Here is a 16,007-nt window from a genome sequence, read left to right on the forward strand (position 1 = left end):
ACGCCATGAATTTCCCGTTTGCCCGTATCAGCGAAGAGCTCTTCGAGCAGCCGCTGGCCTATCATCCGCGCAAGGCCGAGGCCTTCATGCGCGCCTTCGGGCCGCGTGTCACGGGGCATTCCGTCACGATCGTCAATGGCGACGGTGAGGCGGCGCATGAGGCCTTTGCGAATGGGCGGATCGAGGCCGGCATCATCGGTGACCGCCTCGGGCGGCGCTATGATCGCGCCGGCGTGCGCCCCTTCGACATGGTCGGCAACGTTGCGATCATTCCGATCGAGGGAACGCTCGTGCGCAAGGGCGGTTGGGTCGGCGCCGATTCGGGCGAGACCTCCTATCAGGGCCTGCAGGTCCAGATTTCCCGCGCCGCTTCGAATGACGATGTGAAGGGCGTCGTGTTCGAGGTCGACAGCTTCGGCGGGCAGGTGAACGGAATGTTCGAAACCGCCTCGATGATCCAGACGCTTTCCAAGGCGAAGCCGACAATCGCGATCCTCACGGACTACGCCTATTCGGCCGCCTACTGCCTCGCAAGCCAGACGCGGCAGATCATCATTTCGGAAGATGGCGGCGCCGGCTCGATCGGCGCGATGGTCATGCATGCCGATTTCAGCGGCAATCTCGAACAGGAAGGGATCAAGGTCACCTTCATCCATTCCGGCAAGCACAAGGTCGACGGCAATTCCTTCCAGGCGCTGCCGGAAGATCTTCGCGAACGGCTCAAGGCTCGCGTCGACGGTGTCCGCGATCGCTATGCCGGCATGGTCGGCAAGGCGCGGGGCGGCAGGCTCTCGAAGGCGGATGCGCTGAAGACCGAGGCGCGCGCCTTCTTCGCCGAAGAGAGCGTCGATCTCGGGCTGGTCGACGCCATCGGCAATCCGAACGAGGCCTTCGAGGCCTTCGCCAAGAGTATCAACGGGAGCAAGTGATCATGGCCAAGAGCATGTTGGCCGCGGTCCATGACGCGATGCGTGTGGACGCGGACGAGGATTCCCAGAACGGGAACGAACCCGGCGCGGCAGCGCCTGAAACCGGAAAGGAAACTGCAATGGACAAGGGACAGGAAAAGCCTGCCGCAAGCGAAACCGCAGGCGTGCCGCAGGCCGATCACGACGCGGCCGTCGCCACGGCGCGTCAGGAAGGCGCGACCGAGGCCACGACCCGCCTCACGACGATCCTCGGTGCGGAAGGCATCAAGGGCGATGCCGGCCGCATGACGGCGGCGCTCGACCTGGCGGTCAAATCGCCGGCCATGTCGGCGGAGGATGTCACCTCCTTCGTGACCGCCAATGTCGCGCAGGCCGCGAAGGGCGACGAGCAGACGAGCGCCTATGAACAGGAGCGCGTCGCCGCCGCCGGCCAGGCTGCGCCGCAGGGTCAGGCCAAACAGGAATCCGGCCTTTCGCAACGCATCTCCGCGCATATCGAACAGTCGAAGCGCTAAGCCTTCGGCGCTCCCGCGGGCGTAGCATCACGGCCGCCGGAACCCTCTCTGCCCGTCACGGTCACGTCGCGTTTCGACAGCCAGCCGGCGGGAACCTCCACACTCACAATCGAACCGAAAGGATCAGGTCATGAACATGCCTGTGTTCAAGGTCCAGCGCCAGGCGCTGCTCTCCCAGCTCGTGAAATTCGAGGCGCATCCCGACTTCTGCCGGGAAACCACGACGCTTCTCGCCGGCGACGGCGCGGTGCGCAAGACCGTGCTGGGCACCATTCTCGCTATGACCTTCGCGGCCAGTGCGATCGCGGTCGCCGCGTCGGCCGATGCCGGCAATACCGGCAACGGGACGCTCACCCTCGCCGATCCGGCCTACACGTCCGCCGTCAAGCCGGGCGACTACACGGTTGTCTGCACGACCGGCGGCGCGGATGCGACTTCGAAGTTCCGCGTCGAGGATCCGCTCGGCAACCAGGTCGGAACCGCGACCGGCGGCGCTGCCTTCGCCAAGCAGATCAAGTTCACGATCGCCGGCGGCGGCACGGATTTCGTGGAGGGCGACAAGTTCGTTGTCTCCGTATCCTTCGACCTCGGCGATGCCTCCAACAAGGTGGTCGAATGGGATCCCGCTGCCGCTGACGGCACGGAACGCATCTGGGGCCTCGCGCTCAACGAGGTGACGGCGCCGGATGGAGAGGATGCCGAAGGGCAGCTCGTTCTTCGCCGCGGTCCGTCCATCGTCTTCTCCGGGCAGGTGCAATGGCCGGACGGTATCACCGACGCCCAGAAGGATGACGCGGTCCGCGAGTTCGAAGCCATGGGCATTCTCGTCCGCGTCTGATCGCGGTCGGGAAGCTTTTCCCTCTGACCGGGCATGCGCCCGGTCCTTTCTTCCAAACACAATCATCGACGAAAGGCCGGAACCATGCCGGAAATTCTCTTTCCCTACACGAATGTCGATCTGACCCAAGAGGTCAATCGCCTGCCGAACGAGTTCGGCCTCCTCAATGCGTTGAATGTCGCGCCCTCGGAGCCGAAGAACTCGCAATATGTCCGCATCGCGCTGAAGGACGGCGTGATCTACGTGCTGTCCGCCGAGCCGCGCGGTGCACCCGGCCAGATCGGCGAGGACGGCACCGAAACCGGCGTCATCCTGCAGATCCCCCACTTCCCGCATCTGGAAGCCATCCGCGCCGGAGACGTCGACGGTCTGCTGGAGGTGGTCAACGGCCAGATCACCGCGAAGTCGCTGGACATGGAGCTGGCCCGCAAGCTGATCATTATCCGCAAGCATCACTCGATCACGCTGGAATACATCCGGCTGGGCATGCTTCGCGGCGTGATCAAGGACGGCAAAGGCCGCACGCTCTACGACCTCTTCGATGTCTTCGACATCACCAAGAAGACCGTCGACTTCGTTCTCGGCACGGCCGGCACCGATGTTCGCGCGAAGTGCGAAGAGGTGGTCGACCACACCATGTCGAACCTGAAGGGCGAAACCACCAGCGGCGTCGAGAGCGTCGTCAGCCCGACCTTCTTCAACAAGTTCATCACCCACGAGAAGGTCGAGAAGTTCTGGCTGCAGGCGCAGAACTCCTCCGAGCATCGCGAGCTCAATCGCCAGATGCGCGGCGGAAACTGGGGACGTGTCTTCGAGTTCGGCGACATCCTCTTCCGCGAGTACAAGGGCGGGTTGCCGGTCAAGGCGGCGAACGGTGCGATCTCGACGGAAGCCAATGTGGCGGCCAACAAGGGGCATGCCTATCCGGCCGGCACCCAGTCGATGTTCGCGACCTATGAGGGGCCGGTCTATCACATCGAGCGCGCAAACGAGGCGCCCGATTCCAATGGCGGCGATTACATTTATGTGTCGCCGAAAGTCCTCGACCACGGTGAGGGTATTGAGCTGAAGAGCCAGACCAACCGGCTGGCGGTCTGCAAGCAGCCCGAAACCCTCGTCGAGCTCTCGACCTCGAACTGAGGTTTTTGCCATGGCTTCCCCGGCTCGTTTTCATGCCGTGCGCGATCGCGTCCTAAACGCGAACGATCAGCGGTTTGCCGAGCCGGTGAAGCTCTTCTTTCTGACCTCGGCGCGGGAGCCGGATCCGGAACGGGAAAACGTCGAGATCGAGGCGCCCTTGCGCACCGAGGCCGACGCGATCCAGCAGCCTGGGGGCAATCGCAGCGGCGATTGGCAGACCCGGTCGGCATCGGGCGCATCGAGGCTTTCGATCAATCGCGCGGCCTATTCCGGGCCGCTGCCGCGCAAGGGTGACCGGGTGCGCGCGATATCGCGCCCCGGCGAGCCGTGGTTTGAGGTGCTGTTCGTGGACGATCGCAACCACACCCGGCTCGTGCTTCATCTCGGGAACCTCTGACCATGTCGATCGCACGCATTGCCGCTCGCCTGGCACTCGTCGAGGCGCTGAAGGGCGCGACCCTGGTCGGAGACAATGTGCATGACAGCCTGATCGGCGGCATCGAGGCCGACGAGAACGGTCAACTGAACATAGGTGTCGGCGAGAACCGGCCCTTCATCTCGGTCTATTCGGATGCGGCCAAGACCAATGACGCGGATCTTCGCTCGCTGAAGGAAAACGGTCTGACCGAGATCGTACTCGAGTGGGGCATCGCCGCCGGCATGTCGGTCGAGGACGCCACGGGCGAGCCGCTGATCGACGAGGCGACCGGGCAGAGTCATGTTGCGGTCGGCATACCGGACACGGATTCCGCCATGGAGTTCGCCCTCGACATGATCGGTCGCCAGATCGGAGATACGCTGACCGATCCCGACAATGTCTGGGCGGAAATCTTCCGCGACATCGCATCCGGCGGGATTTCCGCCGTGGAGCGCCAGCGGATCGCCAGCGGGACGGACGGACAGCGCCGCGCCGCCCATCAGATGCGGATCACCTGCGCCCTGATGGACGATCCGGTGAAGGGCGCCGAACTGCCTGAGCCGTTCCCCCGGCTCTTCGAGATGATGACCGAGATCGGCGGCGAGTCGCTGGCGCGCAGGGACATGATCGAGAAGCAGATTGCGGGCGTGGCGAACGAATTGTCGCTCTTCCGCCGGCACATGGGCTTCACCGCCGCCGAAGCGCTCAGCCTGGGCGTCGCTCCACTGGAAACCGACGACGGCAGCATCGGCGAACTCGGCGAGGGGACGGTCTCGGTCGACAACCATGGCGACCATGTCGTGGAGGCTTCGGAATGATCCACGAGATCGTCGGCATGAAGGTCGAGATCGAGATGCTGAAGACCGCCTTCGGTAACGCGCTGAAGATCGGTCCGGTCGAGGAAATCGACGCGGAGAAGGGTTACCGGCTGAAGCTCGGCGACGGTCCGGACGGTCCATTCCTGTCGCCATGGCTGCCGCATCCCGAAAGCGGCAAGTCTTCGGTGCCGCTGAAGAAGGGCGACGTGGTCGGGGTGATGAGCGCCGCCGGCGACATGCGCAAGGGCGCTGTCTTCCGCGCCGGCTACAGCGGACCGCGGCCAAGTCCGAATGACGACATGGAGGCCAACGTCTTCGACGATGCCGGCGTTCGGGTCACGATCGCGGACGGCCTGCTGAAGATCGAGGGCAATGTCGAGATCGCCGGCAATGTCGATTTCAAAGACGGCTACGTCAAATCTAACGGCGTGCCGATCGACGACACCCACAAGCATGAAGACGTGACGCCCGGCGCTGCACTGACCGGCGTTCCGGCTGGCTGACGGAGCGCGTGATGTCCGATATCGACCGGCAGACCTTCGCCGTCATCGATAATTTCGCGTCGGCGCTGCAAGGTGTGGAGACGATCCTATCGACGAGGCTCGGCTCGCGAGTGATGCGCCGCGAATTCGGCGGCGGCGTCGTGGAGCTTCTCGGTCGCAATGTGACTGCCGCGCTGTTCGCGGCCTTCCAGCAGCTGATCGCCACGGCGATCGATCTTTGGGAGCCGCGGTTCTCGGTGCGGCGGATCACGCCGCAGGGCTCGGTCGAGGATATCCGCGCCGGCCGTGTCGGCTTCCTGTTCGAGGTCGACTATCGGCCTCGCGGGCATCTCGGGGATTTCACCGTCGAGCGGGTCGTTCAGTTCTCGCTGCTCTTTCGCGACGGCATTCAGGTCAACTATTCATGACGCGCTTTTCCGCCGCCACCCTCGACCTTTCGCGCTTCCCGGCGCCGTTGGCGATCCGTGGCATCGACTACGAGACGCTGCTGGCCGAGCGCAAGACGCGCTTGGTCGCGCTTTTCCAGGCGCGCGGCATCGAATTCGACGTCGCCGATCTCGAGACCAGCCCGGCGGTCATCACCCAGGAGACCGACGCCTATCGCGAGCTCCTGGTCTATGCCGCCATCAATGATGCGGTGCGGGCCGTGATGGTGGCCTTCGCGATCGGCAGCGACCTCGATCACCTCGCGGCGTTCTACGGCATCGAGCGGCTGATGCTCGATGCAGCGACCTCGACCACACCGGCGGTCTACGAGACCGATACGCAGTTCCGCCGCCGCGTGCTGATCGCGCCGGAAGCCTTCGCCACGGCCGGTCCTGCCGGTGCTTACGTGTTCCACGCGCTGACTGCCGATCCGCGCGTCCTCAATGTCGATGTGTGGACGCCAGCGCCCGGAGAGGTGAACGTGGCGATTCAGAACCGGGAAGGGGACGGGACCGCGACGGCCGACATGATCGAGGCCGTTCGCAGCCATCTGCATCGCGACGACATCAAGCCGCTGACCGATGTTGTGAATGTGCGCTCCGTCGAGATCGTTCCCTACACGATCGATGTCGAGGGGTTCTGCCTTCCCGGACCAGATCCGGTGGCGGTGAAGGAATCGATGGAGGTGGCGCTCGCCGCCATGGCGGCAGCCCGGCAGACGCCGTCGCGCGACGTGCCGCGTTCGGCGGTCTATGCCGCCGCTCAGGTCGGCCCGCTGGACAAGGCCGTGGTCAACGAGCCGGCCGCCGATATCGCCCGCGGCTATGGCGAGGTCGCCTATTGCACCGCGATCAACGTGACGGTGACCACCTATGACGGCTGAGTTCGCCAGCATCCTGCCGTCGTCGGCTTCGCCGATGATGCTCGGCATCGAGGAGACTTCGGGCGAGCGCTGGGACGATGCCGATGTCGATATCGTTCGGCGGGCCCGCGATCCCTGGACATGCCCGGCGCATCTGCTGAACTTCCTCGCCTATGAGCGGTCCGTCGACATCTGGGACCGGAACTGGCCGGACTGGAAGAAACGCTCGGTCATCGCCTCTGCGCCCGCCGATCACCGGATCAAGGGGACGCTGGCCGGCATCCGGCGCTATCTGGACATCGCGGACGCCGAGCTGAAGCAGCATGTCGTTCCGCCGCAGGGATTCTATGCGTCGCCGGACCTCACCAAGGAGGAATGGGACGCCCATATCGGCAAGCATCCGAAGATCCGGATCACCCTGGCGCATGGTTACGGCACCTATGAACGGCCGGACGGGTTCTTCGCCGACCTGTCGTTCACCGACGACGCCTTCAACACCTTCGAGGAAGGCAGGGCGCTGCATGGCCGCCGCGCCTATATCGTGCAGGACGGCGTCCAGCATCCGTTGCAGCTCTCCGAGGTCGAAACCGACACGGAAAGCCGCGATGGCACCGTGCGCGAACGGATCGTGGTGCCGGGCGTCGCGGCGAACGCGCTCTATGCCGATGCGAGCTTCGTCGACGACGCCTTCGCCGACGCGACCGATCGCGCGCCGCAGTTCTACACCTTCGCGCTGTCGCGGCAGTATCTGCATTCCGAAAGCCGGCTGGCGCTGACCACGGTTCCTGTCGGATTCCAGCCACGCGACACGCGGTTCTATCGCGAGAGCGAAAACGGGACCAAGGATTACGCCTTCTTCGAGGGCGATTTCGCCGGCACGGCCTTCGCCTCGCTCGATCGCGCAGACGAGTTGCTGGCGGACGTTCTCTACCTGCTCGACCCGGAGGTCGCCGTGCCGCAGGTAGCGGGCATGTCGTTTGCCGATGTGTCCCGGGTCGGCATGGATCATCACACGGCCGAACTGCTGGTCGACTGGAAGGCCAGCGTAAAGCGCTACGAGGCCTTCTTCGCCGGCGTTTCTTTCACCGAGAACGGGTTTGCCCGGGACGCCTCGCGCGAGCGGCGGGATTTCCTGCTTTCGGCCGTGCACATGTCGAAGCGGCTTTCCGACAAGGTGCGGGTGACCTTCCAGACCCGGCGCGAGCGCACGCTCGGCGACGGCATTCCACTCGACGGGTCGGTCCGGCTCGGCGACACCGTTCCACATATTCTCTGAAAGAGGGCGAGCGATGCAACGCACAGTCAACGTACAGACCAATCAGAAGGTCTCGACCCAGGATCTGAACAATTTCGGCGCCTTCCCGCGCGAATCCTTCGACAACACGGTCGCCGACATGGGCGGCTTCACCGCGCCGCGCTATGTCGGCTTCCAGGTCGAAGCGACCGGCGCGTCGGAGGTTCGCGTCGGCACCGGCCGGCTCTACAAGCCCGGCGGCGCCGTCTATGGCTATGACGACGAGGGCGGTGCGACGATCGACCTGCTCGACTACCTGCCGGCGGTCGCCAAGCGCATCGCCACCGTGATCGTCTACGGCAACACGATCAACACCGATATCGAGCCGCGCACCTTCCTGCTCGACGCCGAGACCGGCCAGACGGAAGGCCGCGAGGTCTCGGTCGAGAACCGGCGCCAGGCCTATATCGACAAGGTGCTCGGCCAGGAGAACGCGACGCCGCAGGAACCGGCGATCAGCAGCGACTATTGCGCGGTGGCACATGTGGTCCTGACGCCGGCCGGCATCGAGAGCATAACCCAGATCACCGCCAACCAGCTTCGCTCGCTGCGCAAGAACTACGAGGAGATCGACGGGATCAACAAGCGGCTGGCCTCGGTCGGCCCGCAGATCGACACGCTGAAGACCGACGTCTCGGCGCTGGCGATCGCCGTGCGCAGCAAGGCGGAGTTCGTCTTCGTGAAGGACATGGCGCGCGATCTGGCGCGGGTGAAGGAAGAGGTCGGCCTGCCGGACGATTACGTCGCCTATGGCGCGGATCGCTTCCTCGACACGGATGAGAGTGACACCGACCATCCGGATTTCGATTGCGTGGTCGAGGAGGGCATCCGGTTCCCCTATGCCGCCGAGGCGACCCAGTCGATCGCGCTTCTGAACGCGATCGAGCCGCGGGTGGCGGTCAACGACAACATGGCGCTGCCGGCATTCACCAGCGCGACGCGGCTTTCCGTGGTCGGCAAGGATGGAGAGCATGCGCTCACCTCGACCACGATCGAGACGGTCGAGCTGGTCAAGCGCACCGAGAGCCGGTCGCGGCGCGTCTATTACGGCGCCGAGCGGGTCTGCACCAATTCGTCCTGGTGGCGCACCGGCCGATACGATGTCGCCAAGGGCATCTTCATCCGCGACGGCGAGACCTTCGAGGTCGAGAACACGACCGGGCGGATCGAGCAGGACGGGCTGACCCACTGGGTGCGCGTCCGCCGCTATGTCGAGGAGACCTACAATGAGGTCTACTGGGACCGGCTCGTCGAAACAGAAGAGGTGGCCGGCGCGATCGTCGGGCAGACCTTCCTGAATTCGCAGGATGGCTGGCTGACCGGGCTCAACCTCTATTTCACGAAGAAGGCCGATGCCGGCGACGTGCGCGTGCTGATCACAGAAACGGTGAACGGCCAGCCGGCGCTCGACAAGGTGCTGATGAAGAAGACCATCACGCCGGCCAATATCAGCATCTGGCCCTCTAAGACGGCGATCAGTCTGAAGCCGACCTTCCTCGCCAAGGGCAAGCGCTACGCGATGGTGATCATCTCGTCCGGCGCGCATTTCGTGGCGACCGTGGCGAACAACAAATTCGCCCAGGGCACGATCTTCTATTCGACGGATGGATCCTTCACCCAGGGCGATCTCTACACCGACCTGGCCTTTGAGACCCAGTTTGCGGTCTTCGCCGCCCCGATCGTCGATGTGCAGCTCGAGGCGCTGGAACTCACCGGCGGCATCGACGCGATCGACATTCTTGCCGACATGTCGATGCCTGAAGGAACGCGCATCGAGTTCAGCCTGAAGATCGGCAACATCTGGAAGACGCTGGACGATACCGGCGACGTGAATATCCTCTCGACCCGGCCGTCGCTCGCCCAGTTCCGCATGCGCTTCATCGGCACGACCGACGTCATGCCGGCGATCGGCCTCGGCGCCGACCGGACCCGGGTGCATCTCTCCCGGCCCGACGATGCCTTCGTACATGTGTCGGAAGAGCGCGCCATGCCGTCCAATGTCGACACGGTCGAGGTGACGCTGAAGCTTGAGAACTGGGACGATGGCGACCACACCGCCACGATCACGGTCCTGACCGGCGGCGCGTTCGACACGGTCGAGACGGCGGACGCGGTGGTCGACGTCGCCGACCCGGACGATCCCGCCGCGGTGATCCGGACGGCGACCTTCGGTCTCGCGGGCGCAACCGATTCCTACAAGATCAAGGTCGCTGGCGCGACGACGGATGACACCAAGTGCTTCCACGTCGCCGAGCGCACCGATCTTGGCTATCTGGCCGCGTAAGCGGTCGCGTCTAACAACCGGAGACCGTTCGCATGACCACATCCCGGAAATCGAAATTCACCAATCTCGACGACGACACGGAATATCGCGTCGAGCTGACTGCGCCGGTCAAGGTCGGCCGCCTGTGGGTGCGCCCCGGGCAGCCGGCGACCATGAAGGGCAAGGTGATCAAGGAAAACGCGTCCAATGTCGGAATTGCCCAGCCAGTCGCTGACTGAGCTTTTCAAGCTCACCAGCAGCACGCGCCTCGACCGGGATCTGCTCGTCAAGATCCTGCGCGCGATCGACGTGCGCCTGCAGCCGCTCGAGCGCCAGAAGTCCGACCTGGACGTTCTGGCCGATCAGCTGGAAGGCGTCGTGCTGGCGCGGGTGAACGACGTGCTGACGCCGGGAATCCAGTCGATCCTGACGATCCAGCAGCGCGGTTTCCTGATCGCCAATTCCGAGACGCAGAACACGCTCGGCGTTGATGGCGTGCTGACCTTCGTGGTCGGCGACGCCGATCAGCGGGCCAACTTCACGCCCTCGCCATTCGTGGCCGTGACGCGCGAGGCGACACCGGACGACTACGCGATCGCCCGGACCGTCTCCTATGACAACGCCACCGGCGAATTCGTCTGCCAGATCGTCACGGTCGCGGGCGATCCCGGACCGCATGCGGACTGGGTGATCGGCGGCATGTCCGGTGCGACGCTGGCGACGATCGCCCATTTCGAGGCGACCAAGGCGGCGCGCGACCAGGTTCTCGGCGCGCAGGAGCAGGCTGAAGAGGATGCCGACCGCGCCGAAGCGGCTGCGGCCGGAACCTCGGAGGCTGCGGCGCAGGCGCATGTCTGGGCCTTCGCGGCCGAGACGGCCGATGCGGATCCGGGCGACGGACTTGTCCGGCTGAACCACGCCACGGCGGCGTCGGTGACCGCGATCTATGTCGACAATCTGGTGGCCGGAGGCGGTGATGCATCCGGCTGGCTGGACCGGTTCGGCGCCAGCACGACGACGGGCGACCGCGGCACCGTCACGCTTCGGCAGGTCGATGACGCCAGCAAGTGGGCCACCTTCCAGGTGACCGCCGGCGTCACGGACGGGACAGGCTATCGCAAGCTGACCGTGTCGCATCTCGCCGGCCCTGGCGGCTTCGTCGCCGGCAAGCAGCTGGTGTTCGGCTTCTCGCGGTCCGGCAATCGCGGCCTCGACGGCGCAGGCACCGGCGACGTGTTCGGACCGGCGGGCGCCACGGATGGCAACATCCCGGTCCTCGATGCGACCGGCAAGGTGCTGACCGACAGCGGCGTCAGCCCGGCATCCATCGCGGCCTCCATTTCCGGCCACACGCACGGCACATCCGGGCTGGATGACGGCGCGGTCACCTTCGCCAAGGTTGCGGCGGCGGCCAAGGCCGATGCGGCGGCGGTGCGCGCCGGCACGGCGTCGAAGCTGGTGACGGCGGAAGCGACGCTGGCGGCGCTCGACTGGGTGACGATCATCGACGCGGCGACGCTGGCGATCGATCACAAGGCCGGCATCAATCGCAAGGTGACGCTGGGCGGAGACCGGGTGGTGGGCGCACCGACCAACGCCATTCCCGGCGCGCCGCTCAATATCTGGATCGTCCAGGACGGCACGGGCAACCGGCAGCCGACATGGGCGGCGGCCTATGATTTCGGCGACGCGACGCCGCCGATCCTGTCGGCTGGCGCCGGCCAGGCTGATGTGGTGATGTTCATGTGTCTCGCCGCTGGCAAGTTCGCCTATATGGGCATCCGCAAGCGGGTCGACGGCTGAGATGTATTACGGGTTGTCCTACGGCACGGCGCTCGCGGAGACGGTGTTTCCGGAGATCAAGGCGACCTCCGGCGGCACGTCGCAATGGAACTTTCCGGGCACCTATTCGGCGTCGCTGCCGTCCGGGATCGAGGCGGGCGAACTGCTGGTCCTGATCCTGATGCATCCGAACGCCTCGGGCGAAATTGCCACGCCGGCCGGATGGTGGCCGGTCCGCACCGACAGCCGGCTGTCGATCTTCGCCCGCTTCGCCACGGGCAGTAATCCGGCGCCGAGCTTTACCCGGGATGACGGTTTCTGGGCGCATGTCGTCTATCGCATCGCGGGCGCTGCCGGCGTTGCTGCGACGGTCGCGGCGGCGTCCGGAGGCTATCTGCCGTTGCCTGCGCTGGCCGCGCCATGGGGTTCGACGAAGAACCTCTGGATCGGCGCGGTCGGACGGCTCGGCGGCGACGCGATCGGCGGGACGCCGGCGAACTATGCGCGCGACCGCGTCGCCGACTTCTACTGGTCCTGGATGATCGCGTCGTCACGGAAGCGGGCGATCGCGACCGAGACCGGCGGTGCCTATTCCGGCGACAACGACACATACGCCCGCGTCGCGCGCATCGCCGTGCGGCCGGCGGCATAGGAGGACCGATGGCAGTCGACCAGAACCTTGTCGCCGCAAAAGTCGCGGAAGACCTGCTCGCCGCGATCAACCGGCAGAAGTCAAAGAATGACGAGTTCGAGAAATCGATCCTCGCCAATGCCGCGCTGGTGACGGAGACGGCGCGCGCGCTGACCGAGAAGATCACCACGGTCATTCCGCTGAAGGAAGACCTGGCGAAGCTCAGCCCCCGCGCCAACGAGGTCGCGGCGGTGGCCGGAGTGGCGGAAGCGGTCGATATCGTTTCGCAGCATGTCGACCTGGTCCAGAGCGCGGCGGGGACGCTGGATGCGATCCATGTGATCCTCCTGCAGATCGCCGCGGACTATGCCGATCTGGCCCAGAAATACGCCGAAGCCCACGCCTTCGACGAATAGGAACACCCCATGCGCAAGTCGTTTTCGGGAGTCGCGCCGATCCGGCCCGGCTACACGAGCGAGATCAGGCTGACCTATCCGGCGGCGTTTTTTAACGCCGAGGAGCTGGAGACCGGTCGCATCGTCGCGCATGTGCGCAACGCGCTCGGCGGTCCGCTGGCCTTCACGCTGGACAGCGACCAGGACTCGATCGAGCGCGAGGAGAACGCGCTGGTCCTGCTGATGCCGGCGGATGGCACATCGAAGCTCGGCGGCGGGATCGCGGTCTGGGATTTCGTGCGGGTGTCGGAATCGGGCGGCAAGCGTCCGGTGCCGGGCCGCTGGATCTGGCCCGTCCATTCGACGGTCACCCGCAATCTGGGCGAGGCGGAAGGTGAGGGGTCCGACGTTGTCGGCGGATCGGCCGTCAGTACGGCGACATTCGAGTTTCCCAGCGCCGACGCCCAGGTGGACTTCACGGTCGCCGTGGTGCCCGGCCCGCAGGGCAAGTCCTTTCTGATCGGCGCGGATGCGCCCGAAGACACGCTCGGCCGTGACGGCGACGTCTATATCAACTGGCAGTCGGGCGATCTCTACGAGAAGACCTTCGGCGCCTGGGGCGATCCGCTCGGCAATTTCTATGGCGGCGCGCTGGCGGCGGCGCAATCGGCCGCCGACGACGCGCAGGCAACGGCCGGCGACCGACAGGCGGTGGCGGATGACCGGACCGCCGTCACGGCGCTGAAGACCGCGATCGACGCGATGATGCCGGCGATCGACACGGTTGCCAACCGGGATGCCGAGATCGCGACGGTCGCGAACCGCGATGCGCAGATCGCCACGGTTGCGGAGCGGGATGCAGAAATTGTCACCGTCGCCGACATCGCCGTGCAGATCCAGACCGTCGCCGAGCGGGACGCGGAAATTGCCGCGCTGGCCGCGATCGAGGCGGCGATCGTTACGGCCGCCGAGAATGCCGACGATATCGCCACCGTGGCCGCCAATATCGACGCGGTGAACGACGCTGCCGGCGCGCTCACTATCATCCAGACCGCGATGCTTCAGATGGCGACGGCCTATGCCGACAGCCAGACCCGTTTTATCGACGCCCACGCCTTCGAATAGGGACCAGCCATGACTGTCGAACAGGAAGTCGCCAATCTCACCTCCGCCGTGAATTCGCTGACGGATACCGTCAATGTGAAGAAGGCCGCGCTCGACCAGGCGGTGACGGATGCCGAGGGCCACAAGGATCAGGCCGGCGTGCACAACGTTGCAGCCGAAGCGGCCGAGACTGGCGCCGTGGCGGCGAAGACGGGGGCGGATCAGGCCTATCTGGATACGCTCACGGCGCTCGGCAATGTCGAGAATTATGACGAGACGCTGGGGCTGTTGAACGGCGGCGCAAAGGAGATCGCCGCGGCGGCCGATGTGGTCGACGTCTTTGTCTATGACACCCGCAAGGACAGCGACGGCGGTGCATGGCGCAAGCGGTGCCAGCACACGAGCTGGTACAACGAGACGCTGGATACGGCGACGCGTGGCTCGCGGCGAGACTTCCCGCAGGTGGCGTTGATCGTGGCGCGGGCGGCGACCGTCACGATTTACGATCTCGACGATCCGGTGAACTGCCCGATGTGGATGGTGGTTATGGGGGGCGCTGCCGATGGCAGGCTGCTGAATGCATCAGCTGCCATAACGTCAATCAAGGTCCGGCAAGGTGTCCTTGTCGTGGCGACCGACGGAGGTGGTGTCTTCAAAGCTGATTTCGTCAAGGATAACGGATATCGGCACTACAGCAGTTCGAGTTTTACCGGCGTCTATCTTGGCAGCATTGCAGATCGCAACATCGCGGGTACAGGGTTTTCTTACGGCAACACAGCTGGTGTGATCGTTGACAACAACGTCAACAACGTCGCCATGACCGTCCTCCCCGGCACGCCCGTCGATCCGGTGCGCGGTATGCCAGTCCCGACGATCGCAGTGGCGACAGATGGCGGCGTCTCGGTGATCCATTGGGATGGTCGGGTGACGGATAGTTTGTCCGCAACCGGCCGCGATGGCATTGGCTTTAGCGGCAATGATGACTTGTGGTATTTCAGCGGCATTTTCGCGGGCGCTGTCTGGTCCACATCATCCCAGATTGCTTCGGATGGATTTGGGAACAATGTTTTCGGCGCCGCTTCGATTCCTGCGCTTATGGATAACAATGCAAAGGTAGTCGAGGTAACCGGCCCATTGATTGCGCGGGGTTCTGGCTTTGGCCTAGACCTTGTGGCAAAGCAGCCCGTCGATGATCAGTCTGCCGTCGCATACGTCACCGATACCTACAACACCGGCTTCATGGTCGGCGATATCAAGCTCGCGCTCGCCGAGTCCTCCGCAGATGTGACGGATCTCACGGACACAGAAGCCGTTACCAACTCGGACATGACTGCGTCTGACGGCTCAGATCATACGCTTGATTCCGGAACCGCCACCTACGACGCGACGGATGACGAGATTGACCTCGATAATTCCAGCGGTGTCGCAGTAAATTCCGTTGCCCAGACTATCAATGTGACACCTGGGGTCTGGGCAGTAACTGTTCGTGTTAACAAGTACACTTCGGGCGCTGTAAAGATCGTCGGATCTCCTGGCACGGCTACGATTCTCGACAGTGGAGTTGGCATACCGGCAACATCGGCAGAGACTGTAACGCGCTATATCACCTTTTCGGCTTCCGGGACGCACACCATCATTGCGCAGACGACTGATGGCACTGTTGCCAGCATCAATCTGTTTTCCGCGAAGAAGCTAGTCACCGACCGCTCAGCCGCCGCCAACCATCCGGTCATCCACGGGACCGTAGAGCGAGAAGCTGTTGCCACGGGTGCGGAGCTTGCCGCTTATTCCGGTTTCTCGGCAGCGAACTATCTGGAGGTGCCTTATTCGTCCGATTTCGACTTCGGGACCGGCGATTTCTGTCTTGGGGCGCGCGTCAAGATTACTAATTCTACGACCAACGCACGCATAATTGCGAGAGAGTATTACACTGGCGGAGCCTTTAATGGCGCCCGCATACTGCTTTTCCGTGACTCGTCAAATCGATTGGTATTCTACGTTAGTGATGGGACTAGGGTCCAGACTCATTCAGACCCAGAACGCGATGAGAGTGGCAAGCGCGACAGCGGACAGGAAGTTGCGGGCGAGC

17 protein-coding genes are annotated in these 16,007 nt (G+C 64.4%); all 17 read left to right on the forward strand.

All coding sequences use genetic code 11. The features are described 5' to 3' along the window. Window positions 1-5 precede the first annotated feature (5 nt). Window positions 6-929, forward strand: a complete 924-nt coding sequence (locus LC343_RS18950) for a S49 family peptidase (protein ID WP_223478740.1) — start codon at window positions 6-8, stop codon at window positions 927-929. Window positions 930-931: 2 nt separating this feature from the next. Then, a complete protein-coding gene (locus tag LC343_RS18955; RefSeq protein WP_223478741.1) occupies window positions 932-1,444 on the forward strand; it encodes a hypothetical protein in 513 nt (170 codons plus the stop codon). 130 nt (window positions 1,445-1,574) lie between these two features. Beyond that, window positions 1,575-2,282, forward strand: a complete 708-nt coding sequence (locus LC343_RS18960; RefSeq protein WP_223478742.1) for a head decoration protein — start codon at window positions 1,575-1,577, stop codon at window positions 2,280-2,282. 84 nt (window positions 2,283-2,366) lie between these two features. Continuing rightward, the gene (locus tag LC343_RS18965; protein WP_223478743.1) at window positions 2,367-3,422 is read left to right on the forward strand and encodes a major capsid protein; all 1,056 of its coding nucleotides are present in this window, start codon (window positions 2,367-2,369) and stop codon (window positions 3,420-3,422) included. Window positions 3,423-3,432: 10 nt separating this feature from the next. After that, the gene (locus tag LC343_RS18970) at window positions 3,433-3,819 is read left to right on the forward strand and encodes a hypothetical protein (protein ID WP_223478744.1); all 387 of its coding nucleotides are present in this window, start codon (window positions 3,433-3,435) and stop codon (window positions 3,817-3,819) included. 2 nt (window positions 3,820-3,821) lie between these two features. Beyond that, window positions 3,822-4,658 carry a hypothetical protein gene (locus tag LC343_RS18975; protein ID WP_223478745.1) on the forward strand — a complete coding sequence of 279 codons (837 nt, stop codon included), beginning with the start codon at window positions 3,822-3,824 and terminating at the stop codon, window positions 4,656-4,658. Then, window positions 4,655-5,161 carry a baseplate assembly protein gene (locus tag LC343_RS18980; protein ID WP_223478746.1) on the forward strand — a complete coding sequence of 169 codons (507 nt, stop codon included), beginning with the start codon at window positions 4,655-4,657 and terminating at the stop codon, window positions 5,159-5,161. Before LC343_RS18975 ends, LC343_RS18980 begins: the two co-directional genes overlap by 4 nt. Window positions 5,162-5,172: 11 nt before the next feature. Then, a complete protein-coding gene (locus tag LC343_RS18985; protein WP_223478747.1) occupies window positions 5,173-5,568 on the forward strand; it encodes a GPW/gp25 family protein in 396 nt (131 codons plus the stop codon). Next, window positions 5,565-6,470 (forward strand): baseplate assembly protein, encoded by a 906-nt coding sequence (locus LC343_RS18990; RefSeq protein ID WP_223478748.1) that lies wholly within the window; start codon window positions 5,565-5,567, stop codon window positions 6,468-6,470. Before LC343_RS18985 ends, LC343_RS18990 begins: the two co-directional genes overlap by 4 nt. Then, complete coding sequence (locus LC343_RS18995; protein WP_223478749.1) at window positions 6,460-7,725, forward strand: phage tail protein I; 1,266 nt, start codon at window positions 6,460-6,462, stop codon at window positions 7,723-7,725. The genes LC343_RS18990 and LC343_RS18995 overlap by 11 nt, the downstream gene beginning before the upstream one ends. Window positions 7,726-7,738: 13 nt before the next feature. Continuing rightward, complete coding sequence (locus tag LC343_RS19000) at window positions 7,739-10,027, forward strand: hypothetical protein (protein ID WP_223478750.1); 2,289 nt, start codon at window positions 7,739-7,741, stop codon at window positions 10,025-10,027. Window positions 10,028-10,059: 32 nt separating this feature from the next. Beyond that, on the forward strand, window positions 10,060-10,245 hold the full coding sequence (locus tag LC343_RS19005) for a hypothetical protein (RefSeq protein ID WP_223478751.1): 186 nt from the start codon (window positions 10,060-10,062) through the stop codon (window positions 10,243-10,245). Beyond that, window positions 10,214-11,809, forward strand: coding sequence for a hypothetical protein (locus LC343_RS19010; protein ID WP_223478752.1), 1,596 nt, complete (start codon window positions 10,214-10,216; stop codon window positions 11,807-11,809). The genes LC343_RS19005 and LC343_RS19010 overlap by 32 nt, the downstream gene beginning before the upstream one ends. 1 nt (window position 11,810) lies before the next feature. Continuing rightward, the gene (locus LC343_RS19015; RefSeq protein ID WP_223478753.1) at window positions 11,811-12,440 is read left to right on the forward strand and encodes a hypothetical protein; all 630 of its coding nucleotides are present in this window, start codon (window positions 11,811-11,813) and stop codon (window positions 12,438-12,440) included. An 8-nt stretch (window positions 12,441-12,448) separates the two neighbouring features. Then, the gene (locus LC343_RS19020) at window positions 12,449-12,835 is read left to right on the forward strand and encodes a hypothetical protein (RefSeq protein WP_223478754.1); all 387 of its coding nucleotides are present in this window, start codon (window positions 12,449-12,451) and stop codon (window positions 12,833-12,835) included. Between the two features lie 9 nt (window positions 12,836-12,844). Continuing rightward, complete coding sequence (locus LC343_RS19025) at window positions 12,845-13,939, forward strand: hypothetical protein (protein ID WP_223478755.1); 1,095 nt, start codon at window positions 12,845-12,847, stop codon at window positions 13,937-13,939. 9 nt (window positions 13,940-13,948) lie between these two features. After that, window positions 13,949-16,007: hypothetical protein (locus LC343_RS19030; protein ID WP_223478756.1), on the forward strand; the 2,059-nt coding region annotated here is incomplete at its 3' end.

Source organism: Oricola indica, from assembly GCF_019966595.1.
Lineage (GTDB): Bacteria > Pseudomonadota > Alphaproteobacteria > Rhizobiales > Rhizobiaceae > Oricola > Oricola indica.

Excerpts from the sequence above, each read along its gene's own strand:
- LC343_RS18995 (WP_223478749.1), top strand. The coding sequence starts at position 6,460 with ATGACGGCTGAGTTCGCCAGCATCCTGCCGTCGTCGGCTTCGCCGATG.
- LC343_RS19020 (WP_223478754.1), top strand. The coding sequence starts at position 12,449 with ATGGCAGTCGACCAGAACCTTGTCGCCGCAAAAGTCGCGGAAGACCTG.
- LC343_RS18975 (WP_223478745.1), top strand. The coding sequence starts at position 3,822 with ATGTCGATCGCACGCATTGCCGCTCGCCTGGCACTCGTCGAGGCGCTG.
- LC343_RS18955 (WP_223478741.1), top strand. The coding sequence starts at position 932 with ATGGCCAAGAGCATGTTGGCCGCGGTCCATGACGCGATGCGTGTGGAC.
- LC343_RS19000 (WP_223478750.1), top strand. The coding sequence starts at position 7,739 with ATGCAACGCACAGTCAACGTACAGACCAATCAGAAGGTCTCGACCCAG.
- LC343_RS18970 (WP_223478744.1), top strand. The coding sequence starts at position 3,433 with ATGGCTTCCCCGGCTCGTTTTCATGCCGTGCGCGATCGCGTCCTAAAC.
- LC343_RS18950 (WP_223478740.1), top strand. The coding sequence starts at position 6 with ATGAATTTCCCGTTTGCCCGTATCAGCGAAGAGCTCTTCGAGCAGCCG.
- LC343_RS18960 (WP_223478742.1), top strand. The coding sequence starts at position 1,575 with ATGAACATGCCTGTGTTCAAGGTCCAGCGCCAGGCGCTGCTCTCCCAG.
- LC343_RS19010 (WP_223478752.1), top strand. The coding sequence starts at position 10,214 with ATGTCGGAATTGCCCAGCCAGTCGCTGACTGAGCTTTTCAAGCTCACC.
- LC343_RS19015 (WP_223478753.1), top strand. The coding sequence starts at position 11,811 with ATGTATTACGGGTTGTCCTACGGCACGGCGCTCGCGGAGACGGTGTTT.
- LC343_RS18990 (WP_223478748.1), top strand. The coding sequence starts at position 5,565 with ATGACGCGCTTTTCCGCCGCCACCCTCGACCTTTCGCGCTTCCCGGCG.
- LC343_RS18965 (WP_223478743.1), top strand. The coding sequence starts at position 2,367 with ATGCCGGAAATTCTCTTTCCCTACACGAATGTCGATCTGACCCAAGAG.
- LC343_RS19025 (WP_223478755.1), top strand. The coding sequence starts at position 12,845 with ATGCGCAAGTCGTTTTCGGGAGTCGCGCCGATCCGGCCCGGCTACACG.
- LC343_RS19005 (WP_223478751.1), top strand. The coding sequence starts at position 10,060 with ATGACCACATCCCGGAAATCGAAATTCACCAATCTCGACGACGACACG.
- LC343_RS18985 (WP_223478747.1), top strand. The coding sequence starts at position 5,173 with ATGTCCGATATCGACCGGCAGACCTTCGCCGTCATCGATAATTTCGCG.
- LC343_RS18980 (WP_223478746.1), top strand. The coding sequence starts at position 4,655 with ATGATCCACGAGATCGTCGGCATGAAGGTCGAGATCGAGATGCTGAAG.